Consider the following 26,707-nt stretch of genomic DNA (forward strand, 5'->3'; position numbering starts at 1 on the left):
ACCCTGGGTCCGTCCGTCGGCGACGCCGAGGCCGGTGTGCCGGGTGGCGCCCGGGCCGAGCTCGTCGACGCGCTGGCGCGCAGCGCCGGTGTGCCGACGGTCGTCGACGCGGTCGCGCGGGATTTCCGGCTCGAGGCCTCGGCTCGCACCGGCTGGCCCTTCACCCGCTGGGTGCGGGCGCTGCGCCCGGCGCCGCTGCGACGTCTCCGACTGGACCGTGAGGCCGACGGCGCACCCGACATCCGGGAGCACGACGTGCGGGCCGTGCTCGGCCGCTCGTCCATCCCACCACCGGCGCCCGCTGCCCGGGCCGCCGTCGACCTGGCGGCCCGCCGCATCGGCACCGCTGCGGGTGAGGGGCTGCCGACACGGTGGGCCGACGCCGTCGCCGACGCCGCCCGTCCGGTCGACGGGGACCTGGCCGATGCCCTCGACCAGGCCGTGGTCCGGACCCCGCTGCGGGGACGCAGGCCGCTGTGGTGGGCCGTCGCCGGGCTGCTGCAGGTGCTGCTCGCGGTCGCAGCCGTCGCCGGCCTGCTGTGGCTCGTCGTCGTGGCCCTGGCCGGGTGGCTGCAGCTGCCCGAGATCCCCACGGCCGACGTCGGCCCCTTCGCGACACCCTTCCTCCTGCTCGTCGGAGGGCTGCTCGGCGGCCTGCTGCTGGCGGCCGTCTGCCGGTGGTTGGCCGCCATCGGTGCTCGCAAGCGGGCCCACGCCGTCGACAAGCGGTTGCGTCGAGCCATCGGTGAGGTGGGTGACGAGCGGGTCATCGAGCCGGTCGAGGCCGTGCTCGCCGATCACGGTCGCACCCGGCAGGGCCTCGAGCGGGCTCTCGGCCGGACGCGCTAGGGGGCCTGCGGGAGCCTCCCTGCGGCGACGCCCTGATCCTCGTCCCCATGCTCGCGCGCCGGGCCCACGTCGTCCACATCCTGCGCCGGGCGCGGCTGTGCTCCCTTCGCCTCGGTGAGGCTGGACGCACGGGCCCACCGACCGTGGTGGGCGGGGAGTGAGGACAGCATCATGAACGAAGTCGAGATCACCGTCGCCGGCCGGGTCGTCGCCGACCCCGAGCACCGCGTCACGGGCAACGGACGCACCTTCACGACCTTCCGGGTCGCGTCGACGGTGCGCCGGCGCAACCGTGAGGGCGTCTTCGTCGACGTGTCGACGAGCTTCTACAACGTCGCCGCCTTCCGGTCCCTCGGGATGAACTCGCACGTGTCGCTGCGCAAGGGGGACCCGGTCGTCGTGCGGGGTCGCCTGACGATCAACACCTGGCAGCGCGCCGACGAGTCGTGGGGCAGCTCGGCCGACATCGAGGCGATCAACCTCGGGCACGACCTGACCTTCGGGACGACGGAGTACGCCAAGGCCGCCGGCCGTGGAGTCGTCGACAGCCTCGCCGAGCAGGCGGGCGCTGACGGCTTGGCCCGCATGACCGAGCGGATGGAGCGGTCCGAGGGGCCGAGCTGGGCCGTGCCCGAGGCGGGGCCGACGGGGGCCGACGTGGACGGAGACGAGGCGACCCACGACGAGGAGGCCGAGGTGGGGGTGCCGTCACCGACCTGAGGGCAGCGACCGATTCGGGCGCGGGGGCAGGAGTGGATAGCCTGCCCCCATGGCCGACTACATCTACACCATGGTTCGTGCGCGCAAGGCGCACAACGAGAAGGTCATCCTCGATGACGTCTCGATGTCCTTCTTCCCCGGAGCCAAGATCGGGATGGTCGGGCCCAACGGGGCCGGCAAGTCGACCATCCTCAAGATCATGGCCGGGCTCGACCAGCCGAGCAACGGCGAGGCCCAGCTCAAGCCGGGGGCAACCGTCGGCATCCTGCTCCAGGAGCCGCCGCTCAACGAGGACAAGACCGTCCTGGGCAACGTCGAGGAGGGTGCGGGCGAGATCAAGGCCAAGCTCGACCGCTACAACGAGATCTCCGAGCTCATGACCGAGCCCGACGCGGACTTCGACGCGCTCATGGAGGAGATGGGCAAGCTCCAGGAAGACATCGACCACGCCGACGCATGGGACCTCGACTCCCAGCTCGAGCAGGCGATGGACGCCCTGCGGTGCCCGCCGCCGGACGCCGACGTCACCCACCTGTCCGGTGGTGAGCGTCGCCGGGTCGCGCTGTGCAAGCTGCTGCTGCAGAAGCCGGACCTGCTGCTCCTCGACGAGCCGACCAACCACCTCGACGCCGAGTCGGTGCTGTGGCTCGAGCAGCACCTCGCCTCCTACCCGGGCGCCGTCGTCGCCGTGACGCACGACCGGTACTTCATGGACAACGTCGCCCAGTGGATCGCCGAGGTCGACCGCGGTCGGCTCTACCCCTATGAGGGCAACTACTCGACCTATCTGGAGAAGAAGCAGGAGCGCCTGCAGATCCAGGGCAAGAAGGACGCGAAGCTCGCCAAGCGACTCAAGAACGAGCTCGAGTGGGTGCGCTCCAACCCCAAGGCCCGCCAGACGAAGAACAAGGCCCGGCTGGAGCGCTACGAGGAGATGGCGGCGGAGGCCGACCGGACCCGCAAGCTCGACTTCGAGGAGATCCAGATCCCGCCGGGCCCGCGCCTGGGCAGCAAGGTCATCGAGGTCTCGGGTCTGAAGAAGGGCTTCGGCGAGCGGGTCCTCATCGACGACCTGTCCTTCACCCTGCCCCGCAACGGCATCGTCGGCATCATCGGCCCCAACGGCGTCGGCAAGACGACCCTCTTCAAGACGATCGTGGGCATCGAGGAGCCGGACGCCGGCACCGTCGACATCGGTGAGACGGTCAAGCTGTCCTACGTCGACCAGAACCGCGGCGGCATCGACCCGGAGAAGAACGTCTGGGAGGTCGTCTCCGACGGGCTCGACCACATCCAGGTCGGCCAGGTCGAGATCCCTTCGCGCGCCTACGTCAGCCAGTTCGGCTTCAAGGGCCCCGACCAGCAGAAGAAGTCGGGCGTGCTCTCCGGTGGTGAGCGCAACCGCCTCAACCTCGCGCTCACCCTCAAGCAGGGTGGCAACGTGCTGCTCCTCGACGAGCCGACCAACGACCTCGACGTCGAGACCCTCGGGTCGCTCGAAAACGCGCTGCTCGACTTCCCCGGCTGCGCCGTGGTCATCTCCCACGACCGGTGGTTCCTCGACCGCGTCGCGACGCACATCCTCGCCTACGAGGGCACCGACGACGACCCGGCGAGCTGGTACTGGTTCGAGGGCAACTTCGAGGGCTACGAGGCCAACAAGGTCGAGCGTCTTGGCGAGGAGGCGGCTCGCCCGCACCGCGTGACGCACCGCCGCCTCACCCGCGACTGAGTCACCGCTGCACGACCACGGGCGCTCGCCCCCACCACGGGGACGGGCGCCGGTCGCGTCGCGTCAGCGCAGCTCGGCCTCGACGAGGTCGGCCGCCCGGGCAGCGCGCGGGCGGCCGCCGCGGCGGTGTCCAGCCGTCGGGCCACGCCGAGCTCGACGAGGGTGTCGGCGAGCAGGATCGCCAGCTGTGGCACCCACCGGCGCGCCTCCAGGCCCGTCGGGAGGTCACCGATCGCGTCGAGGTCGGTGCGCCGTCCGACCTGGAGGACGAGGTGCCAGCCCGGACGACCGCCGAAGGCCGTGACGCACTCCCTGTAGAAGTCCGGCCGGTCGGTGTAGCTCGACCCGGTCGGCGTGGGGCTGCATGGCGCGTGGGACGAGGGCGAGGGCCCGCGGCGGGACGCCGGCGAGGTCGCGCTGGGCCGGGTCGTTGACGCCCTCGAGACGGTGCCCGCGCCGGACGAGCTCGCCCAGGATCTCGAGACTGGGCAGGGTGTGGCTGACGGCGTCGACGCCGAACATGACGATGTGGGCCATGCCCCGTTGGTGGCCGGGCAGCAGGTCAGGGCGGCACCGAATTGCCGCCGCCCAGCGGGCACGAGTGCTCCGCGACGTAGTGCGGGCGACCGCCGCGCTGCTCTCGGGAGACGAACACGGTCACCTCGTGGGCGCACCACGCGGGGCCGACGTAGTCGCCCAGGGTCGCGAGCCACGGCGTGGCGTCGACGGGGTGCCGGGACCGGGCCAGGGTCAGGTGGGGCGTGTACGGACCGCCTGCGGTCGGGGCGCCGGCAGCGCTGCAGGCCCGTCGGGTGCGCAGGGCCAGGTCAGTGAGGTCGTCGAGGGCGCCGGGGGCGTCGGCGCCGAGTCCGAGCCACGCCACGCGCGCCTCGTGGGTGTCCGGGAAGAACCCGGCCCCGACGAGGCGCAGGTGCAGGGGAGGGGAGGCGGTCGCCTCACGGGTGATCGCGTGGACGACGTCGTCGAGCCCGTCGCCCGGGACCTCTGCCATGAAGGCCAGCGTGACGTGCCACAGGTGCGGTGGCGTCCAGCGCAGCACTGGCTCACCTGCACGGCGGGGCACGAGGAAGGCCTCGAGGTGGGCCCGGGCCGGCTCGGACGGGACGATCGCGGCGAAGACACGCACGCCGCCATCGTCCCTCACCGTCGGGCCACACGCGGTCACCAGCGCCGGTAGCGTGCGCGGCATGGCGTCACTCGTGGAGCAGCTGGACGGACGCACCCACGTCGTGGGGGAGGTCTTCGCCGGCGGGCTCGGCGAGGAGGAGCGTCTCACCGGGGTCGAGCTGGTCGACTGCACCTTCCGCGACGCGTCGTGGGCCGGGTCGACCCTCGCCGGCGTGCACCTCGACGGGTGCAGGTTCGAGCAGGTCGACCTCTCCCGGGTGCGGCTGCCCGATGCGGTCGTCGACGGGTGCACCTTCACCGGCTGCAAGGCACTCGCGACCTCGTGGGCGATGCAACGGTCGCCGGTCATCGCGCCCGACCCGAGTCGCTGGGTCGACTGCCAGCTGTCGTTGGGCGGCTTCGGCGGTCTCGACCTGACCGGCGCCGCCTTCGAGCGGTGCGTCCTCGACGAGGCCGACTTCGACGACGCGGTCCTGCGCGAGGTCGTCTTCGACGAGTGCTCCCTGGCCGGTGCCAGGCTCGTGAGGGCGGACCTGCGTGACGCCGACCTGCGCTCGGCGCGCGACTACGTCGTCGACGCGCGTGAGACGCGGGTCGAGGGCCTGCGCGTGGACCCGGCGGGGGCGCTGGGCCTGCTCACCCCCTTCGGCGTCGTCGTCGACTGACCGGCTCAGCGGCGCTCGTCGGCCTGTTGGCTCGACCAGGCGCGGTCGGCCGCCATGATGCTCGCCGGCGAGTCGAGGTCGACGCCGGCGCGGGTCGCTGCGCGCCGCACCCGTGGTGAGTCGAGGTCGGGGCGCCGCACCGTCTTGGGCGTGATGCGTCGGTCCGCTTCGGCACGTGGTCGCTGGCGGGCCGTCTGCTCGGCGGCGCCGGCATCTGCGCGTGCTGTCGTCGCGGGAGTCACCGTGACCGCGGCGCCCGTGAGGGGTGCGCCGGCGAGGGGGGCTGTACCCGTCGCGGTGACCGGCGGTGTTGGGGTGGTAGCTCTCGCTGATCGGGTTGCTCAGGCCGTTGACCCACTCGGGGTCGTCGCACACCGCGTGGCCGGTGAAGCGGGAGGTCGGGTCGACGAAGGTGAAGCCTGCAGACGTGGCTGCCGTCCGCAGCCGGGCGTTGAGCAGGTCGGCCGTGCCATTGAGCCGGGTCTGCTCCTCCGGCGCGAACCAGGTGAGGGCGTTGCAGTCCTCGCCCATGAAGAGGCGCGGGTAGCCCACGACGACGACGCTGGCGCTGGGCGCCTTGGTGCGGATGGAGCCGAAGAGCGTGGAGAGCCGGCCCGGCAGGGTCGAGGTGATCGTGGACTGCGCGGTGTCGATCGCGCCGTTGCAGTCGCTCGACCAGCCCGGCAGAGCGCACTCGGTGAGCACATCGGCGAAGCCCGCGTCGTTGCCGCCGACGGAGATGCTCACCCGGTCGGTCGAGGACGACAGGGCCCCAGCTGAGTCGCCGCGACGTCGGCTGTCGTCCAGGTAGCTGCCGGTGCCGGTGCCGGAGGAGTAGGAGTCGCCGAGGGCGACGTAGCGGTCGCCCGGGGCGCGTCGGGTGTCAGTCCCCGCGGGCGCCGACGAGACGCAGTGCGAGGGCGCCGTAGGTCTGCGCGATCGAAGCCGGCGTGGTTCGCTTGATGCCGGGGTGGTACCAGCGGGCGACGTCGACGACGAGGGAGAGTGCGGCGAGGGCCGTGGCCCGCACGTCGCTCACCGCGAACTCGCCGGTTGCCACACCGTCGCTGATGATCGCCTCGACGACGCCGTCGATCTCCCTCCGCAGGGTGAGCACCTCGCGCTGGTGGTCGGGGGAGAGGTGGCGGAACTCGTACTGGACGATGCGGGCGACCTGGTGCTGCTCGGCGTGCCAGCGGGCGAAGGCCGAGATGACCTCCTGCAGGGCGTCGGTCGGGGAGCCCGCCTCGGCGGCGGCCGCGGCGAGGGCATCGCGGGCACCCTCGTGCCCGACGCGACTGAGCTGGAAGAGCAGGTCCTCCTTGCTCGCGAAGTGGACGTAGACCCCAGCGGGTGACAGGCCGGCGCGCGAGGCGATGTCGCGCGTGGTGGTGGCGTGGAATCCCTTGTCGGCGAAGGCATCCGCTGCGGCCTCGAAGAGCCGCACGACGGTGGGGTTGTCATGCGCCGGGAGCGAAGGGGTAGGCGTCGTCACGTTGACAGCATGCCTCTTGGCGACGACACTAAGCAAGCGCTTAGTGCGATGTCGCACACCACGTCCCAGGAGAGGTGACCATGCCCCGCAACATCTACGACGAGGACCACGAGTCCTTCCGTTCCTCCGTCAAGGAGTTCGTCGACCGCACGCTCGTGCCGCGCGCGGAGTCGATGATCGCCGAGCACACCATCCCTCGTGAGGTGTGGCTCGAGGCCGGCAAGCAGGGCTTCTTCGGCCTGACGATCCCCGAGGAGTTCGGCGGCGCCGGCATCGACGACTACCGCTTCAACGCGGTCCTGGCCGAGGAGCTCGCCAAGTTCAACGTCGCGGTGTCCTCGTGCTTCGGCATCCACGCCGACATCACCGCTCCGTACATCGTCGCCCTGGGCACCGAGGAGCAGAAGCAGCGCTGGCTGCCGCAGGTCGCCACCGGCGAGAAGATCCTCTCCATCGGCATGACCGAGCCCAACGGTGGCTCCGACCTCGCCGCACTGAAGTCCACGGCGGTCAAGGCCGACGACGGCTCCGGCGACTGGATCATCAACGGCTCCAAGACCTTCATCACCAACGGTCACCAGTGCGACCTCGCGGTCGTCGCGATCCGGACCGACCCCTCCAAGGGCGCCAAGGGCATCTCCCTCTTCGTCCTCGAGAAGGAGGACGAGGGCTTCACCAAGGGCCAGCCCCTGGACAAGGTCGGCCAGCCCGAGTCCGACACCTCCGAGCTCTTCTTCGACAACGTGCGTGTCCCCGCCGACCGCCTGCTCGGGCCCGAGGGCATGGGCTTCATCTCGATGATGCAGAAGCTCCCGCAGGAGCGCCTCGGCAATGCCGTGGGCTGCGTCGCGCACGCCCAGCAGATCCTCGAGGAGACGATCGAGTACACCAAGGAGCGCAAGGCCTTCGGTCAGCCGATCGGCTCCTTCCAGCACAACAAGTTCAAGATCGCCGAGCTCGTCACGAGCCTCGAGGTCGCCCAGGCCTACGTCGACGACTGCGTCGCCGCGCACGCCGAGGGCAAGCTCTCCGCCGTCGACGCCGCCAAGGCGAAGTGGTGGGCCGCCGAGACCCAGAGCAAGGTCCTCGACGAGTGCGTGCAGCTGCACGGTGGCTACGGCTACATGAACGAGTACCGCGTGGCCCGCGCCTGGCGCGATGCCCGGATCAACAAGATCTGGGCGGGCACCAACGAGATCATGAAGGAGCTCATCGGCCGCGACCTGGGCCTGTGACGCCAGACGCATGCGAGGTCGTGGGCGACGAAGGAGCCTGCGGCTGCGCGGAGTCGGCGGAGCAGGCCCCAAGAATCGGTCTGTGACACCGGGCTAGCGCCACACGGCAGGCCCACCCCGTGAGACGGGGTGGGCCTGCCTTCGTCTTCCCTGCGTGATTTGAGACACTGGGAGACCAGCGAGGCGAAAGGAGCCCGGTGAGCACCACAGCGCACGTCATCACGGTCTCGAACCGGGTGAGCGCCGGCGAGCGGGAGGACCTGTCGGGTCGCACCGCGGTCGAGCTCCTGGAGGCGGCCGGCCTCGAGACGACGACGAGTGTCGTTCCGGACGGCGCGGACGAGGTCGAGTCCGTCCTGCGCGCCTCCATCGCGGCGGGGTACCGCCTGATCATCACCAGCGGTGGTACCGGCGTGACGCCCACCGACCGGACGCCGGAGGGCACGGCCCCGGTCCTGGACCGGGAAGTCCCCGGTCTCGCCGAGCTGCTGCGGGCCGAGGGCTCGCGGCACACTCCCTTCGCCGCGATCTCCCGTGGACTGGTCGGTGTCGTGGACGCCTCCCCGGACCACCCGGGTGCCCTCGTCGTCAACCTCCCCGGCAGCCCCACGGGGGTCCGTGAGGGCCTGGACGTGCTCCTGCCCCTCGTCGAGCACGTCCTCGACCAGATCGCCGGAGGCGACCACTGATGGCACACACCGCGTGGATCGCCACCGACCCGATCGACCTGACGGCCATGCTCGCGAGCGTGAGCGGGCCGTCCCACGGAGCCGTCGCGAGCTTCGTCGGGCAGGTGCGCGACCACGACCCCGAGGCCACGGGCGAGGTGGTGGCGCTGCGCTACACCTGCCACCCGGACGCCCAGCGCTTCATCGAGGAGATCGTCTCGGCGACGATCGTCCGGCACGACCCGCAGGGCTTGGCCGAGGTGCAGGCGACCCACCGCGTCGGTGACCTCGACGTCGGTGACCTGGCGCTCGTCGTCACCGTGGGCAGCGCCCACCGGGGTCTCGCCTTCACCCTCTGCCGCGCCGTCGTCGAGGCGGTCAAGCACGAGCTGCCGGTGTGGAAGCAGCAGTTCGAGGCCGATGGCTCGCACGCCTGGTCGGGGCTGAGCTGCTGATGTCCCGCCCGCTGATCGATCCCCACGGTCGCGTCCACCGCGACCTGCGGGTCTCGCTGACCGACAAGTGCAACCTGCGCTGCACCTACTGCATGCCGGCCGAGGGCCTGCCCTGGCTGCCCAAGGACGAGCTGCTCACGACCCCCGAGCTGCTCACCCTCGTCGAGGCGGCGGTCACGGCGGGCATCACCGAGGTGCGTCTCACGGGTGGCGAGCCGCTCGTGCGCCCCGATGTCGTCGAGATCGTCTCGGGCATCGCGGCGATGGAGGGCCCGCAGGGCCGTCCCGAGGTGTCGATGACGACCAATGGTCTGGGCCTGGCCAAGATCGCGCCGGCGCTCAAGGAGGCCGGTCTGACCCGGGTCAACGTCAGTCTCGACACGCTGCACCCAGAGCGCTTCCACGAGATCACGCGTCGTGACCGCTTCGACGACGTCGTCGCCGGCATGGCGGCCGCCCACGAGGCCGGGCTGCGGCCGGTCAAGGTCAACTCGGTGCTCCAGCGTGGCATCAACGACGACGAGGTCGTCGACCTGACGCGGTGGGCGGTCGAGCGCGGCTACGAGCTGCGCTTCATCGAGCAGATGCCGTTGGACGCCCAGCACAGCTGGGAGCGTACGGAGATGATCACCGGGCAGGAGATCCTCGCGTCGCTGCGTGCCGAGTTCGACCTCGAGGAGCTGCCCGGGCGAGGGGCCGCCCCGGCCGAGCGCTTCCGCATCGACGGCGGCCCGGCGACGGTGGGTGTCGTCGCCTCGGTGACGATGCCCTTCTGCGGGTCGTGCGACCGGCTGCGCCTCACGGCCGACGGCCAGCTGCGCAACTGCCTCTTCGCCAACGGCGAGACGGACCTGCGTGGGCCGCTGCGCTCCGGCGCGACGGAGGAGGAGATCCATGCTCTCGTGCACGAGTGCCTGGCGCTCAAGCTGCCCGGCCACGGGATCAACGAGCCCGGCTTCCTCCAGCCGCCGCGTCCGATGAGCGCCATCGGCGGATGACTCACCCCCCGGCGAAGGGGGGCAGCACGTCGATCGTCGCTCCGGCGGTGACCGGTGTGGAGTCGTCGTCGACGTAGCGGCCGGCGTGCAGCACGGAGCACCGCTCGAGGACCTCGCTCAGCCGATCCCCGTGCGCCCGACGGGCAGCCGCGAGCACCTCTCCGACTGTGGCGCCGTCGAGCTGCTCCTCGTCGGTGCCGGCCGCCTCGGCGGCGCCGGCGAAGTACCGGATCGTCGTGCTGCTCATGCCTGCTCCGTCCTCGACGCCGGGGGCAGCGTCGACTCGAGGTGCGATCGTAGGGAGTCCAGGTCGACCGGGCGGCCCTGCTCCTGCAGGCGCCCGACGGCCAGGCCGAGGATGTAGGCGCCGACCGGCGCCATGGGCCGCTCGAAGTCGTGCGCGATGGTCTTCGTCATCGCGAGGATGCTGCGCACGTCGACGGCCTCGGGGTCGAGCCCCAGTGCGGCGCAGGCGTGCTCGATCCAGTCGGCCCAGCGCTCCTCGGCCGGTCCGTCGTCGGTCCGGGTGCTCATCGCTCGTCCTCCTGCTGGGTGGGCTCGTCACGGGGCTCGAGCCGTTGGGCCCACGCGGCGAGGTCGGCCCAGGTGTCGATGTCGGCGACGTCGGCGCGGCTCGCCGGCACGGTGACGAGGGTCGCCTCGGCGAAGAGCTCGTGGAGGGCCCGGTCGCGCGGTGAACCCAGCCGCTCGAGGCCGCGGCGCAGCGTGCTCGTGCGGTGGATACCGAGCAACCACTGGGGGCGGTCGTCGGCGTCGGCCAAGCACCAGCCGTCGTGGTCATCGGTCGTGACGTCCGTGCTGCGGACCGCCCACGACCACGCGGCGAGCAGTCGACCCAGCGCGGGGAGGGGGTTGGCCAGGTCGCACGACGCGACCAGGGTCCACTCGGCGGCTCCGCCGGCGGCGTCCAGGGCCGACAGCCCGGCGGCGACGCCTGCGACGGGTCCGCCCCGGGGCGGGTCCTCGAGCGTGCGGTGGACACCGTCGGGGACGGCGACGTCACCGACGACGGTGATGGTGTCCGCGTCGGCCACGGCGACGAGCACCCGGTCGAGCAGGCGCTGGCCGTCGAGCTCGAGGTCGGCCTTGCTCGCGCCGCCGAGGCGGGAGCCGGTGCCGCCGGCGAGGATCACCGCGTCAAAGGGGGTGGGCTCGCTCATGCGCCCTCCCGCATCCACGTGCCGCTGCGGCCGCCGGTCTTCGTCAGCAGCCTGATGTCGGTGATGTGGGCGCTGCGGTCGCGACCCTTGACCATGTCGACGACGGCCAGCGCGGCGACCGAGACGCTCGTCAGGGCCTCCATCTCGACGCCCGTGCGGTCCGCGGTCCGGACGGTCGCGGTGATGTCGACGCCGTCGTCGGTGATCGCCAGGTCGACGACGGCTCCGTGCACGCCGATGACGTGCGCGAGGGGCAGCAGCTCGGGTGTCTTCTTCGCCGCCTGGATGCCGGCGATGCGGGCGACGGCGAGGACGTCCCCCTTCGGTACGGAGCCGTCCCGCAGGAGCGCGACGGTCTCTGCTGAGGTCACCACGCGGCCTGCGGCGGTGGCCGATCGGATCGTCGGCTGCTTGTCGGTGACATCGACCATGCGGGCGTGGCCCGCGGTGTCGAGGTGGGTCAGCGGGTGGTCCATCTACAGGCTCCTGACCCCGACGAGGTCGCCGGGCTCGACGGTGTCGGTCTCCTCGTCGACGACGGCCAGCGCGTGGGCGCCACCGAGCGAGGTGGCCATGTGCGAGGCGGATCCCCGCCGGTGGGCCGGGGTGGCGACGAGGCGTCCCTCGTCGTCGCTCGTGAGGCGCACGGGGACGAACTGCCGGCGTCCCTCGGGGGATCGCCAGCCGGTGCCGGCGACCGCGAGCGTCGCACCGCCGGGTGCCTCGCGGCCGAGCAGGCGGTCGATCACGGGCCGGCCGAAGACCTCGAAGGAGATCGCGGTGCTCACCGGGTTGCCGGGGAAGGCCAGCACGGGCACGCCGTGCCACCGGGCCCAGCCCTGTGGCTTGCCGGGTTGCATGCGCACGTGGCGGAAAACCCCGTCCGCGGACTCCTGCAGGACGATGCGGGAGACGTCGAAGTCACCCACGCTCACCCCGCCGGTGAGGATGATCAGGTCGCTGCCCCGTGCGAGCTCGTCGAGGCCCGAGGTGAAGGCCGCCCGCTCGTCCCCGAGGACGACGGGTCCGCGCACCTCGACCCCGAGCTCGGTGAGGGTGGCGGCGAGGTGGGTGCCGTTGGACTCGAAGATCTGGCCCCGCTCCAGCGCCCCACCGGGGGCGACGAGCTCGTCACCGGTGGCTGCGACGGCGACGACCGGGCGGCGTCGCACGGAGACGGCGGCGGTGCCGGCGGCCGCGAGCGTGCCGAGCACGCGTGCGGTGACCGTCACCCCGGCGTCGGCGACGACGTCATCGGCCCGCACGTCCTCGCCGGCGCCGCGCAGGTGCTGTCCGGGCTCGACGGTCCCGGTGATGGTCACGCTGTCGTGGCCGCCGTCGGTGAGCTCGACCGGGACGATCGTGTCGGCGTCCGTGGGCACGGGTGCGCCGGTCATGATGCGCACGCACTCGCCGGCGGCGAGGGCGGGGTCGAGCGAGGATCCGGCGGCGACCGCACCGACGACGCGCAGCGTGCTCGTCCCGTCGGTGAGGTCGGCGTGGCGCACGGCGTAGCCGTCCATGCCCGAGTTGGCGAAGGCGGGCACATCACCGCGGGCCCGCACCGGCTCGGCGAGGACCCGGCCGAGGGCCTGGGCCAGGGGGACCTGCTCGGTGTCCGTGAGTGGCCCGCTGCCGGCGAGCAGGTCGGTGAGCAGCTCCTCGCGGTACTCGTCGACGGTCAGCAGGACGCGGGCGGTGGGGCCGGTCATGAGTGGGACTCCTGGGCGAGCGGGACCGGGTCGGGCCAGGCGAGCATGCCGCCGTCGAGGACGTGCAGCTGCACGAAGCCGCGGGCACGCAGCGTGGTCGCCGCGAGTCGGGCCCGCGCCCCGGAGTGGCACACGAGCACGATGTCACGGTCGGTCGGCAGCCCGGCGCTGGAGGCCGGGTCACCCGTGAGGGTCGGCACGGGGATGTGGACGGCGCCGGGGACGCTGCCGGCAGCCAGCTCGTGCGCCTCACGCACGTCGAGGACGAAGGGGGCGTGCGCCCCGGAGAGCTGGTCGGCCAGGTCGGCAGAGGAGACGAGGGGGGGTGCCCCCGGGCTCGGCGTCCTCGACCGTGGCGGGCAGGACCGCCTGGGGGCGGGTGCGTGGCCCGCGAGCGACGAGGGGCAGCTCGCGCTGGGTGGCGGCGAGCACGTCGACGAAGAGCAGCCGGCCGAGGAGGGGCGCACCGACACCGGTGATGAGCTTGATCGCCTCGGTCGCCATCATCGAGCCGACCTGGCCGACAAGTGGTCCGACAACGCCGGCGTCACCGCAGGCGGGCACCGACCCGGGGGCCGGTGGTCGCGGGAAGAGGTCGCGCAGCCCCGGGGCGGGGTGGCCCTCCGGCGCTGCGGTCCAGAAGACGGTGAGGTGGGCCTCGGTGCGGTAGACGGCTGCCCAGACGAGAGGGACACCGAGCTCGTCGCAGGCGTCGGCCACCGCGTAGCGGGTCTCGAAGTTGTCGCTGCCGTCGAGCACGATGTCGTGGTCGGCGAGCATCGCGGCGGCATTGTCGGCAGTGAGGTGGTCGGTGATCCCAACGATCTCGACGTCGGGGTTGACGGCCCGCACCCGCTCGAGGGCGCTGTCGACCTTGGGCCGACCCACGTCGGCGCTCGAGTGGATGACCTGCCGCTGCAGGTTGGTCTCGTCGACCACGTCGTCGTCGACGACGGTGATCCGACCGACGCCGGCCGCAGCCAGGTAGAGCAGCGAGGGGGAGCCGAGTCCACCGGCCCCGATGACGGCGACGCGGGCCGCGAGGAGGCGACGCTGGCCCCCTTCGCCGATGGCGGGCATGAGCAGATGGCGCGAGTAGCGGCTCACCTGCTCCCCGGTCAGCGCCGGTCCGGGGGCAACGAGCGGTGGGAGGCCCATGTACCGACCGTAGTTCACCAGTGCTGCGGGTCGCTGCCCGGTCTCATCGCGCCGTGCGACCCCCGCTCAGCCCACGGGCTTGATCCGCACCATGGCCTCCTGGGCGATGGTCGCGACGAGGACACCCTCCTCGGTGAAGACCTTGCCGACCATGAGCCCGCGACCGGAGCGGGTCGAGGGCGACTCCTGGTCGTAGAGCAGCCAGGCGCCCGGGTCGACGGGGCGGTGGAACCAGATGGTGTGGTCGATGGTCGCCGGCGTCAGCCCGGGCTCGGACCAGGTCAGACCGTGGGCCCGCAGCATGCTGTCGATCGGCGTGTAGTCCGAGGCGAAGGCGAGGACGGCACACCGGGTCAGCTGGTCGTGGGGGAGCTGGGCGATGGTCCGGAACCACACCCGCTGGTGACCGTCCTGCTCGGGGGCCGGCGCCATCATGATGTCGCCGTCGACGTAGCGGTGGTCGACGGGCCGGGTGGCGACGTACTTGGCGCGCGGGTGGTCGATGGCGCCGTAGCTGTCGCCGATCGACTCGAGCTCGTCGGGGCCGGGCACGTCGGGAGCCTCGACCTGGTGGTCGAGGCCGTCGGAGGGGTCCTGGAAGGACGCGGTCATCGACAGGATCGGGCGTCCGTGCTGCAGCGCGTGGACACGACGGGTCGAGAAGGAGCGGCCGTCGCGCATCCGCTCGACGGCGAAGCGGATCGGCAGGTCCGAGTCCCCGGGACGCATGAAGTAGGCATGCAGCGAGTGCGGCATCCGGTGCGGCATCTCGGGGAGGACGGTGCGCCCGGCCGCCATGAGCGCCTGCGCGAGCACCTGTCCGCCGAAGACCCGCCCGTGCGGCATGGCGATGCTCTCGCCCTCGAAGACGTCGGCCGAGCTCGCGCCGAGCTCGCCCACCCCGTCGGCCCCCTCGACGCGGATGGTCGCGTGACCGACCTCCTGGAGCTCGAGCGTCGCCAGAGCGGTGCTCAGGTTGATGCGCTGTGCCTGCTCGACGGAGTCTGCGGCCATGGTGCTCCTCGGTGTCACGTGGTCAACGGACCGAGCCTAGGCGAGAGGGGTGCCCGGGGTCAGCATCGGTCTACCGTGCGGACCGCGCGGGCTCACCCGTCGACGGCGAGGGCGAAGGGGAGGACCTCCCGTGCTCCGGCCCGACGCAGGGCCCGAGCCGCCGTGGTCATCGTCCACCGGGAGTGGACGACGTCGTCGACGAGGAGGACCGGTCCGGTGAGGCCCGGGAGCTGGTGGGCGAGCTCGGGGTCGACGGTCAGCCGCTCCCACACCCCGGCGAGGCGGTAGGCGGAGTTGCCGCCGGGCTCGCCCACGGGTCCGCCCTCGACGGGGGTGAGCGCACCGAGCACCGGCAGCCGGCCGATCTGCCCGAGCTGATCGGCGAGCGAGGTGACGAGTGTCGGACGAGACCGCGAGGGGACGACGACGATGCCGGCGGGGCGGGTCTGCCACCCCCACTCGGCGAGCACCCGGACGACGGCGCGGACCACCTCGTCCGGTACCGGCTGGTCCTCGGAGAGGAGCTCGCGCAGCCGTGGGCCCCAGCCGAGGTCGGTGACGCGCGCCAGGGCGCGGCCGGGCGACATGGCCTCGTCGGCGGGGATGCGTCCCTTGACCGGGACCCCGAGACGGTCCATGCCGCTGGGCCACTGGGCCCGCGGGTCGAGGTCGACACCGGTCCGGTCGAGCGTGGAGCGGGCCGAGCCGAGTGCGTCGTCGGCCACCTCGGCGTCGATCCAGGGCCCGGCGCAGCGGTCGCATCGGCCGCAGTCCTGTGCGCTCGCGTCGTCGAGGGTGCGCTGGAGGAAGGCCATCCGGCATCCGGTGGTGTCGATGTAGTCGAGCATGTGCTGCTGCTCGGCCTCACGGGCGGCGGCGACCCGCTCGTAGCGCTCCGCGTCGTAGACCCACGGTTGGCCGGTGCCGATCCAGCCACCGCTCACCCGCTGGACTGCGCCGTCGACGTCGAGCACCTTGAGCAGCAGCTCCAACCGCGTGCGGCGGATGTCGACGATCGTCTCGAGGGCACCCGTCGACAGGGGACGGCCGGCCTCGGCGAGCGCGGTGATGACGGCGGCGGCCTGGTCCTCGCGGGGCATGGACGAGGAGGCGAAGTGCTTCCAGATCGACACGTCGTCGTGCCCGGGCAGCAGGACCACGTCGGCCCGCTCCGTGGCGCGGCCGGCGCGACCGACCTGCTGGTAGTAGGCGACGGGCGACGAGGGGGCACCGAGGTGGACGACGAACCCGAGGTCGGGCTTGTCGAAGCCCATGCCGAGGGCGCTCGTCGCGACGAGGGCCTTGACCCGGTTGTGGCGCAGGGCCTCCTCCATCGACGCCCGCTCCTCCGCGTCGGACCGGCCGGTGTAGGCGGCGACCTCGTGGCCGGCGGCCTGCAGCGCGGCGGCGACGTCCTCGGCAGCGCTCACCGTCAGGGTGTAGATGATGCCGCTGCCCTCGAGCCGGCCGAGTTGGGTGGTGAGCCAGGCGAGGTGGCGGTCCATCCCGGACCGTGGGAGGACGGCCAGCCGGAGGCTGTCGCGGGCGAGCGGCCCGCGGACGGTGAGGACCTCGCCCTCGGTGCCGGCTGCCAGCTGCTCGGCGACGTCGTGGACGACGCGCTCGTTGGCCGTCGCGGTCGTCGCGAGCACCGGGGTGCCCGCGGGGAGCTCGCCGAGCAGGTCCTTGATCCGGCGGTAGTCGGGGCGGAAGTCATGGCCCCAGTCGCTGACGCAGTGCGCCTCGTCGACGACGAGCAGACCGCACCGCCGGGTGAGGTCGGGCAACTGCTCGGCGCGGAACCGGGGGTTGTTGAGCCGCTCGGGGCTGACGAGCAGGACGTCGACCTCGTCGCGGGCGAGCCGGCCACGGACCTCGTCCCACTCCTGGGCGTTGGCCGAGTTCATCGACACGGCGCGCACGCCGGCCCGCTCGGCGGCGGCGATCTGGTCGCGCATGAGCGCGAGCAGCGGCGAGACGATCAGCGCGGGGCCGGCTCCCTTCGCCCGCTGCAGGCGTGAGGCGACGAAGTAGACCGCGGACTTGCCCCACCCGGTGCGCTGGACGACGAGCACCCGCCGCCCACCCCCGACGAGGGCCTCGATCGCCTCCAGCTGTCCGTCGCGGAAGGTGACGTCGTCGCGACCGACGAGCTGCCGCAGGACAGCGGTCGCGTCGTCGTGGAGGGAGCTGGTCTGTGTGGTCATCGTGGTCAACCGTAGGTCAGCCCACCGACGACGAGCCGGCCGCCGACGGGGGATGGGGATGACCGCGACGGTCGGTGGGAGGATGTGGACATGACGAGCGAGACCACCGAGCCGGGGGCCTTCACGGCCGAGATCGGCCTGCGCTGGGGCGACATGGACGCCTACGGCCACGTCAACAACGTCCAGTACCACCGGCTGCTCGAGGAGGCCCGGATCCGCGCCTTCGGCCGCTGGTTCCACGCCAGCGGTGGTGACAGCATGCTCCGCTCGGGGGTGCTCCTCGCCCGACAGGAGATCGAGTTCCTCGAGCAGCTCACCTATCGTCCCGAGCCGGTGCTCATCGACATGTGGGTCACCGCCGTCGGCGGAGCCAGCTGGGACATGGGCTACACCATCCGTGACGAGGACGTCGTCTTCGCCCGCGCCGAGTCGACCCTCGTCGCCTTCGACCTGGCCACGCAGGGTGCCCGTCGGCTGACCGACGACGAGCGCGCCGCCCTGAGCGCCCAGCTCGGCGGACCGGTGCCGATGCGACGGCGCCGATGACCTCCCTTCGTCTCGTCGACGAGGAGAGCGCCGCCGACCTCGCGACCTACCTCGCCCGGGCCCGCCGCGTCGACGAAGGGGGCTTCGTCCGTCTCCAGGCCGTCGGCCCCGTGCTCGCGGCGTGGACCTGCGTGCTGCCGGGGCGCGGCCTGACCAACTCCGGGCTGGTGCTCGGTCTGCGGACCTTCGCGCTCGCGGAGCCCACGCAGCGCGATCTCACCGTGCCCATCGGTGCCGTGACCGACCGCCTCGCTCGCGGCGGTGTCGAGCTGCAGGACCCGCCGGTCCTGGCCTCGCCCGGGTGGTCGGCGGTCAGTCCGCCCCGGTCGGGCTGGGAGCGCGTCGGTCAGGTGCCCGACACGGCGCTGCAGGACCACGCTCGCGACGGGATCGCCGAGATCGCCCGCGGGGTGCCGGAGGGGGCCGGCTCCGCCGCCGTCGCCGACCTGCGCGCCCGCGTCTGGATGCGGCTGACCGACACGGTGCCCCCGGTGCCTGCGGGCACCGCCTTCGCGCTCCACGCGCTCGGCTTCCTGCGGCCCGCGCCGGAGGCCCGGGCCGAGGTGCACGCGCTCGGGCCGTGGACCCGGGTCTCGACCGACCGGGGCTTCGTCATCGCCCGCTGACCCGGTCGTCGGCGCCCCCATAGGCTGGGGGCGTGGACGATCACCTCGCCGACCTGCCCACCGACATCGACGACGCGGCCCTCGCGGCGGCCCTGACCCGGCAGGCGGCGATGCTCGCCGCCCGCATGCGCTCGGAGGGCCTGCGCGCGCAGCACAAGACCTCGATCTCCGACGTCGTCACGGCCGCTGACCACGCGGCCGAGGAGCTCGTCGAGAGCACCCTGCGTCGCCTGCGCCCCGACGACGGCATCGTCGGGGAGGAAGGCGCCGAGGCGCCGTCCCGCTCCGGCCGGACCTGGGTCATCGACCCGGTCGACGGGACCTACAACTTCCTCTCCGGGCTCGGCACCTGGTGCAGCGCGCTCGCCCTGCGCGACGGCGAGGGCCTCGTGCTCGGCGCCGTCCACCAGCCAGCGGTCGACGAGTCGTGGATCGGCGGTCGTGGCCTGCCGACGCGCCTCAACGGCACCGCGGTGGGTGAGCTGGCCGACCTGCCGCTGGCCGAGGTCGCCATGGCGACCTATCTCCACCCCGCCGTCCTGCCCGACGACTCCCTGCGCGAGCCCTGGCTCGCGGCGCTCTCCGGCGCGGCCACCGTGCGGATGTTCGGCTCCGGCTCGTGCGACCTCGCGGCCGTCGCGGCCGGGCGCCTCGGCGTCTGGGCCCAGCAGTCGGTCCCCGAGTGGGACTGGCTGCCCGGCGCAGCGCTCGTCACCGCCGCCGGCGGGCGCGCCGATCAGGTCGAGGCCCGCGGGCACGTGTGGAGCGTCGCCGGTCGGCCGACGGCCGTGGGCCAGGTCGCCGCGGCGCTGCAGTCCTGACGCGCAGCTGCGGGTCCCGAGGCAGCGGCGCCGGCCGCACACCGTCACGGGCGAAGCGGGTGGCCCCGCTCCGCGAGCACGTCCCGCAGGATGTCGATGCGGTCGGTGACGATGCCGTCGACCCCGAGGTCGAGCAGCCGGTGCATCTCGTCGGGGTCGTCGATGGTCCACACGTGCACCTGCTTGCCCAGCGCGTGCGCGGCGGCGACGAGGCGGGGCGTGACGAGGGTGATGCTCGCCCGTCCGACCCGCTGCGAGACCGGGATCTGCAGCGCCTGCGAGGGGGAGCGGAGCAGGCGGGTCACCACGCGGGGCAGCAGCCGTGTGAGCGCGACGTCGCGCGGCCCGGCCGAGGTGGCCAGGCGTGGGCCGAGGTCGCGGCGCACGAGCCGGAGCCGGGCGTCGTCGAAGGACCCGATGCACACCCGGTCGGTGGCGTCATGGCGGCGGATGGCGTCGACGAGCGGCCCGATGGCCCCCGGCGCCTTGATGTCGATGTTGAAGCGTGCTTGGGGGGAAGGTCTCGAAGAGCTCGTCCAGCGTGGGGACGGCGTCAAGGCCGTGGATGCGGGCTGCGGAGATTTCGCTCCAGGGCAGCTCGGCGATGGCACCGCAGGCGTCGGTCACCCGGTCGAGCACGTCGTCGTGGAAGGCGACGAGCTGCCCGTCGGCCGTCGCGTGAACGTCGGTCTCGAGGTAGCGGTAGCCGAGGTCGACGGCCTGCCGGAAGGCGTGGACGGTGTTTTCGCGACCGACGTTGGGGGCGTAGGTCGAGCCGCCCCGGTGCGCGAGCGCGAGCGGCGTCGCCTGGTCAAAGTAGGGGTAGTCGCTCGCGGACCTCACGTGGTCACGCTACTCGTCGGGACGGGCACCCCGTCGTCCCCAGGGCTCAGTGCTCGGCGACGCAGAACTCGTTGCCGTCGGGGTCGGCCATCGTCACCCACCGGAAGTCGCCCATCCGGCGCGGCTCGACGACCGAGGCGCCGACGCCGGTGAGCCGCTCGACCTCGGCATCGAGGTCAGATGCCCCGAGGTCGAGGTGCAGCCGGTTCTTCCCCGGCGTCGGGTCGTCGACCCGCTGGAAGGAGAGCATCGGGCCACCGGGCAGCTGGACGGTGACGAACCACCCGTCGTTGGTCTCGCGGACCTCTCCGCCCGTCTGCTCGGCCCACCAGGTGCCGAGCCGCAGGGCGTCCGTCGTGTCGGTCGTGATCATGCCGAGCGTGAGGGTCATGCCCCGACCGTAGCGACGGCCTCTGACTGCGGTCGAGACCTCAGTCGATGAAGGCGTCGATCCGCTCGATCGTCGCCGCCGTCACCGCCGCCTCGTACCCGGGGAGGTCGGGGTCGGTGAAGAGGTGGCCGTGGCCGGGTGCCACGTGGTCCTCGAAGGGAGCCCCGCTCGCCTCGACCGCCGCCCCCAGCAGGGACACGTCCGATGGGGCGATCCACGGGTCGTCGGCGTGGCGGTGCACCTGCACCGGCACGCCGGACCAGTCGTGCCGCGGGGCCGCGACGGAGTGGAGCAGGATCGCGGCGCGGGCGCGTGGACGACGTGCGGCGAGCCGCTGGGCGAACCACGCGCCGAGCGAAAATCCGGCGAGCACCGTCACCGGCGGTAGGGCCGCGGCGAGCTCGCGGACGGTCTCGAAGTACTCGGGGTGGGCGTCGCGGTGCGCGATGCCCGGCGCCTCCTCGTCGAAGACGTGCCCCTCGTAGTAGTCGGGGACGGTCACCTCGTGGCCGCACTCGCGCAGCAGGTCGGCGAAGGCGTGCACGCCCGGCCGCAGCCCGAGGGCGGAGTGCAGGAGCAGGACGTCGGCCATCAGGGCAGCTCGGCCCAGACGGCCGTGTCGGCGGGGACCCGTCCGTCGACGAGCTCGCCGGAGGCGACGAGGACGCTGGCGCCCTCGGGCAGCCCGATCTGCTCGGTGGAGAGGTTGGCCACGACGAGGGTGCGGGCCCCGTCCGGTGCGGTGGCGACGTAGCCGAGGACGTCGTCGCCCGGCCCCTCGACCTCGGCGAGGGCCGCCAGCCCGAGGCGCCGCTCGCGGCGCAGCCGCAGGAGGGTGCGGTAGAGCTCGAGCGTCGACCCCTCGACCCCGGTCTGGGCGTCGACCGCCAGGTCGGAGTAGGCCGCCGGCTGAGGCAGCCACGCGGCACCGGTGGGGGAGAAGCCCAGGGCGGGGGGCGCCCTGCTCCCAGGCCATGGGGACACGGCAGCCGTCACGCCCGAGCTCCACTCCGCCGGTCCGGGCGAAGGTCGGGTCCTGGCGCACCTCGTCGGGCAGGCTCGTGTGCTCGGGCAGGCCGAGCTCCTCGCCCTGGTAGACGTAGGCGCCGCCGGGGAGGGCGAGCATGAGCGTCGTCGCCGCACGGGCCCGGCGCAGGCCGCGCTCGGCGTCCGGCTGCGGGTCGTCGGCGCCGATCCCGTTGGGGCGGGGTCGACCGTCGGGCAGCCCGAAGCGGCTCGCGTGGCGCAGCACGTCGTGGTTGCTCAACACCCAGGTCGACGGGGCACCGACGGAGTCGTTGGCCGCGAGCGAGCGGCGGATCGCCGCGCCCAGCGGACCGGCCTGCCACTGGGTCTCGAGGAAGTCGAAGTTGAAGGCCTGGTGGAACTCGTCGGAGCGCACGTAGCGGGCGAGCCGGTCGGCGGGGTTGACCCAGGCCTCCGCGCACATGATCCGGGCCGGTTCGCCGTAGCCGTCGAGCAGCTCGCGCCATGCCCGGTAGATCTCGTGGACCCCGTCCTGGTCCCAGTAGGGGGCCTCGTGGGTCACCTCCATGAGCCCGCCGGGGTGCTTGCCGAAGCTCGGGAAGGTCTGGTCCTTGACGAGGCCGTGGGCGACGTCGACGCGAAATCCGTCGACCCCGCGGTCGAGCCAGAAGCGCAGCGTCGTCTCGAAGTCCTCGCGCACCTGCGGGTTGGTCCAGTCGAGGTCGGGCTGGCTCGGGTCGAAGAGGTGGAGGTACCACTGCCCGGGGGAGCCGTCGGGCTCGGTCACCCGGGTCCAGGCGCCGCCGCCGAAGTTGGCCAGCCAGTCCGTCGGGGGCTGCGACCCGTCGTCGCCGAGCCCGTCCCGGAAGACGTAGCGGGCCCGCTCGGGGCTGCCGGGGCCGGCGGCCAGGGCCTGCTGGAACCACGCGTGGTCGGAGGAGGTGTGGTTGGGCACGAGGTCGACGACGACGCGCAGCCCGAGCTCGTGGGCCCGGGCGATCATCGTGTCCGCGTCGGCGAGGGTGCCGAAGAGCGGGTCGACGTCGCGGTGGTCGGCGACGTCGTAGCCGGCGTCGCGCTGGGGCGACCGGTAGAAGGGGGAGAGCCACACCGCGTCGACACCGAGGTCACGCAGGTGCTCCAGCCGGGAGGTGATGCCCGGCAGGTCGCCGACGCCGTCGCCGTCGCCGTCGGCCCACGAGCGCGGGTAGATCTGGTAGATCACGGCATCGCGCCACCACGGGCTGTCCGCGGGGTCGGCGGCGTGGATCTCGTGGGTCGGCAGGGTCGCGGTCACAGGCGCTGTCCGTCCTCGTCGGCGTTGACGAGCGTGTCGGCGGCTCGTCGGAAGTAGTCGCGCATCGCGGCGTCGTGGGCCTCGGGCAGCTCGAGGCTGTCCATGGCCGCCATCATGTGCCGCATCCACCGGTCACGCATGTCCGGGGTGACGGCATAGGGCACGTGCCGCATGCGCAGTCGGGGGTGCCCGCGCTCCTGGCTGTAGGTGCCGGGCCCGCCGAAGTACTGCTCGAGGAACATCCGCAGCCGCACCTCCGCCGGCCCGAGGTCCTCCTCGGGGTAGAGGGCTCGCAGCGGCTCGTCGCCGGCCACGCCCTCGTAGAAGGCACGCACGAGGCGCACGAAGGTCTCGTGCCCCCCGACCTGCTCGTAGAAGCTGTCTCCGGGCTGGGCGAACATGCCCGTCAGTCTGTCAGGTGCGCCCACCACTGCCCGAGGGGCGGTCAGATCTGGTGCTGCCCGCCGACGGTCGGGATCGGCGGCCCGGCGATGCCTTCGCGGTCGAAGACCTCCTTGACCCGGCGGCGGATCTCGCGCTGGATGCCCCAGTTCTGGTCGGGGGCGCAGCGCGCGAGGATGCGCACGGTGACGGTGCCGCCGGTGATCGACTCGACGCCGAGGACCTGCAGCTCCTCGCGCAGCACCTGCGACCAGTGGGGTTCCTTGTCGATCTTCGCGACCTCGGTACGGATGATGCCGATGACACGCTCGACGTCCTCGCGGTAGTTGAAGGGGATGTCGACGAGGACCGTCGACCAGCCCTGGCTGCGGTTGCCGATCCGGATGATCTCGCCGTTGCGGACGTACCAGACGACCCCGTCGGGGTCGCGCAGGCGGGTGACGCGCAGCGTGACCTCCTCGACGGTGCCGACGGCCTCACCGGTGTCGATGAGGTCGCCGACGCCGTACTGGTCCTCGAGGATCATGAAGATGCCGGAGAGGAAGTCCTTGACGAGGGCCTGCGCGCCGAAGCCCAGCGCGACACCGCCGACACCGGCGGAGGCCAGCAGCGGCGCGAGTGGGATCCCGCACAGCGACATCACGGTGAGCACGGTGATGACCGCGATGGCGAAGGTCGCGATGGACCGCAGCAGCGAGCCCATCGTCAGGGTCCGCTGGCGGTAGCGCTCCCGCGCCGTCGTCGCGTCGCGGTTCGCGCCGCGGCGCTCCCGCTTGGCGCGGGAGGCCTCGCTCCGGGCGATCGAGGCCGAGACGGCTCGGGTGATCGCCCGGTGGGCGAGCCACCGCGCGAGGAAGGCCACCGCGATGGTCACGACGATCTTCAGCGGCGCGCCGAGCAGCCAGTCCGCGGTGGACTCCCAGGTCAGGTCGACGGCGGGCAACGAGGACATGTCGATCATCCGACCGAGTCTGCGTCACGCTCCTGAGCAGCAACTGCACGCGCGACCGCGTCCCGGCTCTCGGCGACGGTGCGGCGCAGCCCCGCCGGCGCGTCCGGGTGCTCGTCGAGCCAGGCCTGCGTCGTCGCGAGCAGCTCCGGGCCGGCGAGGGTCATCGGGTAGAAGCCGATGACGATGCCCTCGGCGATGGCGTGGGTCCGCGCGGACCACACCTCCTCGAGCACGTCGTGGTACCGCTGGACGAAGGGGGTGAGCAGCGCCGGGTCCGCCGTGCGGCCGAAGCCGAGCCCGTGGGCGTCGACGACCGAGTTGGGGGTGTCGGTGGCGACGACCCCCGCCTGCCAGGCGGCCTCCTTGGCCTCGGCGGTCGGGATGCTCGCGGCGGCGCGGGCGGCACGCTCACGACCGGTGGCGGTGTTGTCCCCCTTCGCCTCCGTGGCCACGGCGTCCGCGTCGGCCTCGCCGGCGGCGGCCAGGCCGGTGAGCAGGGTCCACCGCATGTCGGTGTCGACGGCCAGGCCCTCGAGCGGGGCGCTGCCGTCGAGCAGGCCCGCGACGAAGGCGGTGTCGTCGCCGGGGGCGAGCAGACCCGCGTGACCGGTGACGAGCTGCAGCTGGGCGTCGCTGCCCGGCGCAGCGCGCCGAGCGAGCTCGGCGAGGTGGGCGACGACCTGCTGACGGGTCGTCTCGCGGTGCTCGGGGGAGCTGTAGGTGAGCACGGCGGTCGAGACCTGACCGATGAGCGCTCGCAGCAGCACCGAGTCGCTCAGCCCGTCGAGCACGGGCAGGACGAGCTCGACGTAGGAGCGGGCGGCCATCTCGCCGTCGCGCGTCATGTCCCACGCCGAGGCGAGGGCCAGCGACGCGGGCAGCGAGTCGGCGAAGGCCGTTGGGTGCGCGAGCAGCGTCGCGAGAGAGCGCTCGTCGAGCCGCAGCTTGGCGTACGTCAGGTCGTCGTCGTTGAGCAGCAGCAGGTCGGGCTGGCGCTGCCCCACGAGCTGGGCGAGCGGCGTGTGCTCGCCGTCGACGTCCACCTCGATGCGCTCGCGGCGCTGCAGCACACCGTCGACGAGGTCGTAGAGACCGACGGCCAGACGGTGCGGGCGCAGCGTCTCGAAGCCCTCGGCGAAGGTCTGCTCGATGACGGCGTCGACGTAGTAGCCGCGGTCGTCGACCTCGACGAGCGGACGCAGGGTGTTGACCCCGGCGGTCTCGAGCCACAGCTTCGACCAGGCGCGCAGGTCGCGCCCCGAGGTCGCCTCGAGCTCGTCGAGGAGGTCGTCGAGCGTCGTGTTGCCCCAGGCGTGCTTGGCGAAGTACGCGCGCAGCCCGTCGCGGAAGGGCTCCCGGCCGACGTAGGCGACGAGCTGCTTGAGCACGGACGCACCCTTGGCGTAGGTGATGCCGTCGAAGTTGACCTCGACGTCGGCGAGGTCGCGGATCGGGGCGACGATCGGGTGGGTCGAGCTCAGCTGGTCCTGGCGGTAGGCCCAGGCCTTCTCATGGGTGCAGAAGGTCGTCCACGCGTCGGCCCACTCGGTGGCCTCGGCCTGGCAGGTCGTCGAGGCCCACTCGGCGAAGGACTCGTTGAGCCACAGGTCGTTCCACCACTTCATCGTCACGAGGTTGCCGAACCACATGTGGGCCAGCTCGTGGAGCACGGTGAGGGCGCGACGCTCGACGAGGGCGTCGGGCACCTTGGAGCGGAAGACGTACATCTCGTGGAAGGTCACGCAGCCCGCGTTCTCCATCGCGCCCATGTTGTACTCCGGCGTGAAGACCTGGTCGTACTTCGTGAAGGGGTAGGCGCGGTCGAACTCCTCCTCGAAGAAGGCGAAGCCCGCCTTCGTCAGGGCGAAGAGGTTGTCGGCGTCGAGGTACTGGGTGAGCGACTTGCGGCAGAAGATGCCGAGCGGCACCTCCTTGTCCCGCGAGGTGAGCGAGTCGCGGACGACGTCGTAGGGGCCGGCGACGAGGGCGGTGATGTAGCTGCTCATCCGCTCCGTCGGCGCGAAGGCCCACTGCGCCAGGTCCCGCCCCGCTGCGTCCTGCACGAGGGTCGGCTCGGGGGTCGGGCTGTTGCCGATGACCTGCCAGTGCGCCGGCGCGGTGACGGTGAGGGTGAAGCTCGCCTTGAGGTCCGGCTGCTCGAAGACCGGGTACATCCGGCGGCTGTCGGGCACCTCGAACTGCGTGTAGAGGTAGACCTCGCCGTCGACCGGGTCGACGAAGCGGTGCAGGCCCTCGCCGGTGTTCATGTAGCGACCGGTCGCCGCGATCGTCACGACGTTGTCCTCGGCGAGGTCGTCGAGGCGGATGCGGTGGTCGGCGAAGACCGCGGCGGCGTCCAGCTGCGTGCCGTTGAGCTCGACCGACTCCACGGACTCACCGATGAAGTCGACGAAGGTGGCGGACCCTCCCTTCGCCGTGAAGTGGATCGTGCTCGTCGTGGCGAAGGTCGTCTCCGACGTCGTCAGGTCGAGGGTGATCTCGTGACGGTCGACCGTGACGAGCGAGGCCCGCTCGGCGGCCTCCTCACGGGTGAGGTTCTTCCCGGGCACGTGTTGCTCCTTTGCCGTACGACTTTTCGCTCAT

Annotated in this window: 29 protein-coding genes and 4 pseudogenes; 11 read left to right on the top strand and 22 right to left on the bottom strand. The window is 72.5% G+C overall.

The window, feature by feature from the left end; all coding sequences use genetic code 11:
- The 3 genes and pseudogenes from B277_RS17880 to ettA all read left to right on the top strand — a co-directional run.
- Positions 1-849, top strand: a pseudogene (locus B277_RS17880) (ABC transporter); the annotation flags it as partial.
- Between the two features lie 171 nt (positions 850-1,020).
- Positions 1,021-1,569 (top strand): single-stranded DNA-binding protein, encoded by a 549-nt coding sequence (locus B277_RS05265; protein WP_007925963.1) that lies wholly within the window; start codon positions 1,021-1,023, stop codon positions 1,567-1,569.
- Between the two features lie 49 nt (positions 1,570-1,618).
- The gene (ettA, locus tag B277_RS05270; RefSeq protein WP_007925964.1) at positions 1,619-3,301 is read left to right on the top strand and encodes an energy-dependent translational throttle protein EttA; all 1,683 of its coding nucleotides are present in this window, start codon (positions 1,619-1,621) and stop codon (positions 3,299-3,301) included.
- Positions 3,302-3,402: 101 nt separating this feature from the next.
- On the opposite strand, the pseudogene B277_RS20240 reads toward ettA, so the two are convergent.
- Positions 3,403-3,706, bottom strand: a pseudogene (locus B277_RS20240) (hypothetical protein); the annotation flags it as partial.
- Between the two features lie 157 nt (positions 3,707-3,863).
- On the bottom strand, positions 3,864-4,448 hold the full coding sequence (gene thpR, locus B277_RS05280) for an RNA 2',3'-cyclic phosphodiesterase (protein ID WP_007925966.1): 585 nt from the start codon (positions 4,446-4,448) through the stop codon (positions 3,864-3,866).
- Between the two features lie 61 nt (positions 4,449-4,509).
- Between thpR and B277_RS05285 the strand changes: the two genes are divergently transcribed.
- Entirely contained in the window at positions 4,510-5,115 is a 606-nt protein-coding gene (locus B277_RS05285) for a pentapeptide repeat-containing protein (RefSeq protein WP_007925967.1), read from the top strand.
- A gap of 5 nt (positions 5,116-5,120) precedes the next feature.
- On the opposite strand, the gene B277_RS18845 is transcribed toward B277_RS05285, so the two are convergent.
- From B277_RS18845 to B277_RS05295, 3 genes and pseudogenes are all read right to left on the bottom strand, one after another.
- A complete protein-coding gene (locus tag B277_RS18845) occupies positions 5,121-5,357 on the bottom strand; it encodes a hypothetical protein (protein WP_007925968.1) in 237 nt (78 codons plus the stop codon).
- 112 nt (positions 5,358-5,469) lie between these two features.
- Positions 5,470-5,922: pseudogene (locus B277_RS18850) on the bottom strand (SGNH/GDSL hydrolase family protein); the annotation flags it as partial.
- A 76-nt stretch (positions 5,923-5,998) separates the two neighbouring features.
- Entirely contained in the window at positions 5,999-6,610 is a 612-nt protein-coding gene (locus tag B277_RS05295) for a TetR/AcrR family transcriptional regulator (protein ID WP_169330587.1), read from the bottom strand.
- An 80-nt stretch (positions 6,611-6,690) separates the two neighbouring features.
- Between B277_RS05295 and B277_RS05300 the strand changes: the two genes are divergently transcribed.
- The 4 genes from B277_RS05300 (at position 6,691) to moaA (ending at position 9,966) form a co-directional block, all read left to right on the top strand.
- Complete coding sequence (locus B277_RS05300; protein ID WP_007925975.1) at positions 6,691-7,845, top strand: acyl-CoA dehydrogenase family protein; 1,155 nt, start codon at positions 6,691-6,693, stop codon at positions 7,843-7,845.
- A gap of 197 nt (positions 7,846-8,042) precedes the next feature.
- Positions 8,043-8,534 carry a MogA/MoaB family molybdenum cofactor biosynthesis protein gene (locus tag B277_RS05305; RefSeq protein ID WP_007925977.1) on the top strand — a complete coding sequence of 164 codons (492 nt, stop codon included), beginning with the start codon at positions 8,043-8,045 and terminating at the stop codon, positions 8,532-8,534.
- Entirely contained in the window at positions 8,534-8,968 is a 435-nt protein-coding gene (locus B277_RS05310; protein WP_007925979.1) for a molybdenum cofactor biosynthesis protein MoaE, read from the top strand. The genes B277_RS05305 and B277_RS05310 overlap by 1 nt, the downstream gene beginning before the upstream one ends.
- Positions 8,968-9,966 carry a GTP 3',8-cyclase MoaA gene (moaA, locus tag B277_RS05315; protein ID WP_007925981.1) on the top strand — a complete coding sequence of 333 codons (999 nt, stop codon included), beginning with the start codon at positions 8,968-8,970 and terminating at the stop codon, positions 9,964-9,966. The genes B277_RS05310 and moaA overlap by 1 nt, the downstream gene beginning before the upstream one ends.
- A 1-nt stretch (position 9,967) precedes the next feature.
- Here moaA and B277_RS05320 read toward each other — a convergent pair whose 3' ends face one another.
- The 9 genes from B277_RS05320 to B277_RS05360 all read right to left on the bottom strand — a co-directional run bounded on the left by B277_RS05320 (position 9,968) and on the right by B277_RS05360 (position 17,238).
- The gene (locus B277_RS05320) at positions 9,968-10,213 is read right to left on the bottom strand and encodes a MoaD/ThiS family protein (protein ID WP_007925982.1); all 246 of its coding nucleotides are present in this window, start codon (positions 10,211-10,213) and stop codon (positions 9,968-9,970) included.
- Positions 10,210-10,500, bottom strand: coding sequence for a DUF6457 domain-containing protein (locus tag B277_RS15840; RefSeq protein WP_007925984.1), 291 nt, complete (start codon positions 10,498-10,500; stop codon positions 10,210-10,212). Before B277_RS15840 ends, B277_RS05320 begins: the two co-directional genes overlap by 4 nt.
- Entirely contained in the window at positions 10,497-11,147 is a 651-nt protein-coding gene (mobA, locus tag B277_RS05330) for a molybdenum cofactor guanylyltransferase (RefSeq protein WP_007925986.1), read from the bottom strand. The genes B277_RS15840 and mobA overlap by 4 nt, the downstream gene beginning before the upstream one ends.
- Positions 11,144-11,623: a cyclic pyranopterin monophosphate synthase MoaC gene (gene moaC / locus B277_RS05335; protein WP_007925987.1), complete on the bottom strand. Its 480-nt coding sequence runs from the start codon at positions 11,621-11,623 to the stop codon at positions 11,144-11,146. Before moaC ends, mobA begins: the two co-directional genes overlap by 4 nt.
- On the bottom strand, positions 11,624-12,859 hold the full coding sequence (locus B277_RS05340; protein ID WP_007925989.1) for a molybdopterin molybdotransferase MoeA: 1,236 nt from the start codon (positions 12,857-12,859) through the stop codon (positions 11,624-11,626). It lies immediately after the preceding gene.
- Complete coding sequence (locus B277_RS18855) at positions 12,856-13,116, bottom strand: rhodanese-like domain-containing protein (protein WP_007925991.1); 261 nt, start codon at positions 13,114-13,116, stop codon at positions 12,856-12,858. The genes B277_RS05340 and B277_RS18855 overlap by 4 nt, the downstream gene beginning before the upstream one ends.
- Positions 13,109-14,017, bottom strand: a complete 909-nt coding sequence (locus B277_RS05350; RefSeq protein ID WP_040880927.1) for a HesA/MoeB/ThiF family protein — start codon at positions 14,015-14,017, stop codon at positions 13,109-13,111. The genes B277_RS18855 and B277_RS05350 overlap by 8 nt, the downstream gene beginning before the upstream one ends.
- Positions 14,018-14,083: 66 nt before the next feature.
- Positions 14,084-15,031 (bottom strand): acyl-CoA thioesterase, encoded by a 948-nt coding sequence (locus B277_RS05355; RefSeq protein WP_007925995.1) that lies wholly within the window; start codon positions 15,029-15,031, stop codon positions 14,084-14,086.
- A 92-nt stretch (positions 15,032-15,123) separates the two neighbouring features.
- Entirely contained in the window at positions 15,124-17,238 is a 2,115-nt protein-coding gene (locus B277_RS05360) for a RecQ family ATP-dependent DNA helicase (protein WP_007925997.1), read from the bottom strand.
- A gap of 90 nt (positions 17,239-17,328) precedes the next feature.
- Between B277_RS05360 and B277_RS05365 the strand changes: the two genes are divergently transcribed.
- Genes B277_RS05365 through B277_RS05375 form a run of 3 tightly spaced genes read left to right on the top strand, consistent with a single transcriptional unit; the run spans position 17,329 to position 19,231 of the window.
- Complete coding sequence (locus tag B277_RS05365) at positions 17,329-17,784, top strand: acyl-CoA thioesterase (RefSeq protein WP_007925999.1); 456 nt, start codon at positions 17,329-17,331, stop codon at positions 17,782-17,784.
- Complete coding sequence (locus tag B277_RS05370; protein WP_007926000.1) at positions 17,781-18,410, top strand: DUF8185 domain-containing protein; 630 nt, start codon at positions 17,781-17,783, stop codon at positions 18,408-18,410. Before B277_RS05365 ends, B277_RS05370 begins: the two co-directional genes overlap by 4 nt.
- Positions 18,411-18,442: 32 nt before the next feature.
- On the top strand, positions 18,443-19,231 hold the full coding sequence (locus B277_RS05375; protein WP_007926001.1) for an inositol monophosphatase family protein: 789 nt from the start codon (positions 18,443-18,445) through the stop codon (positions 19,229-19,231).
- Positions 19,232-19,275: 44 nt separating this feature from the next.
- Here B277_RS05375 and B277_RS19765 read toward each other — a convergent pair whose 3' ends face one another.
- The 8 genes and pseudogenes from B277_RS19765 to pepN all read right to left on the bottom strand — a co-directional run bounded on the left by B277_RS19765 (position 19,276) and on the right by pepN (position 26,673).
- A complete protein-coding gene (locus B277_RS19765; protein WP_007926002.1) occupies positions 19,276-19,656 on the bottom strand; it encodes a glycerophosphodiester phosphodiesterase family protein in 381 nt (126 codons plus the stop codon).
- Between the two features lie 13 nt (positions 19,657-19,669).
- On the bottom strand, positions 19,670-20,074 hold the full coding sequence (locus tag B277_RS19770) for a glycerophosphodiester phosphodiesterase (RefSeq protein WP_007926004.1): 405 nt from the start codon (positions 20,072-20,074) through the stop codon (positions 19,670-19,672).
- A 46-nt stretch (positions 20,075-20,120) separates the two neighbouring features.
- Positions 20,121-20,465 (bottom strand): VOC family protein, encoded by a 345-nt coding sequence (locus tag B277_RS05385; protein WP_007926005.1) that lies wholly within the window; start codon positions 20,463-20,465, stop codon positions 20,121-20,123.
- Positions 20,466-20,505: 40 nt separating this feature from the next.
- Complete coding sequence (locus B277_RS15845; RefSeq protein WP_051987892.1) at positions 20,506-21,057, bottom strand: dienelactone hydrolase family protein; 552 nt, start codon at positions 21,055-21,057, stop codon at positions 20,506-20,508.
- Positions 21,057-22,749: pseudogene (locus B277_RS05395) on the bottom strand (glycoside hydrolase family 13 protein). Before B277_RS05395 ends, B277_RS15845 begins: the two are co-directional and overlap by 1 nt.
- The gene (locus tag B277_RS05400; protein ID WP_007926007.1) at positions 22,746-23,150 is read right to left on the bottom strand and encodes a globin; all 405 of its coding nucleotides are present in this window, start codon (positions 23,148-23,150) and stop codon (positions 22,746-22,748) included. The pseudogene B277_RS05395 and the gene B277_RS05400 overlap by 4 nt, the downstream one beginning before the upstream one ends.
- Before the next feature lie 44 nt (positions 23,151-23,194).
- The gene (locus tag B277_RS05405; protein ID WP_007926008.1) at positions 23,195-24,112 is read right to left on the bottom strand and encodes a mechanosensitive ion channel family protein; all 918 of its coding nucleotides are present in this window, start codon (positions 24,110-24,112) and stop codon (positions 23,195-23,197) included.
- The gene (pepN, locus tag B277_RS05410) at positions 24,109-26,673 is read right to left on the bottom strand and encodes an aminopeptidase N (protein ID WP_007926009.1); all 2,565 of its coding nucleotides are present in this window, start codon (positions 26,671-26,673) and stop codon (positions 24,109-24,111) included. The genes B277_RS05405 and pepN overlap by 4 nt, the downstream gene beginning before the upstream one ends.
- Positions 26,674-26,707: the final 34 nt, after the last annotated feature.

It is taken from the genome of Janibacter hoylei PVAS-1 (genome assembly GCF_000297495.1).
Classification (GTDB): domain Bacteria; phylum Actinomycetota; class Actinomycetes; order Actinomycetales; family Dermatophilaceae; genus Janibacter; species Janibacter hoylei.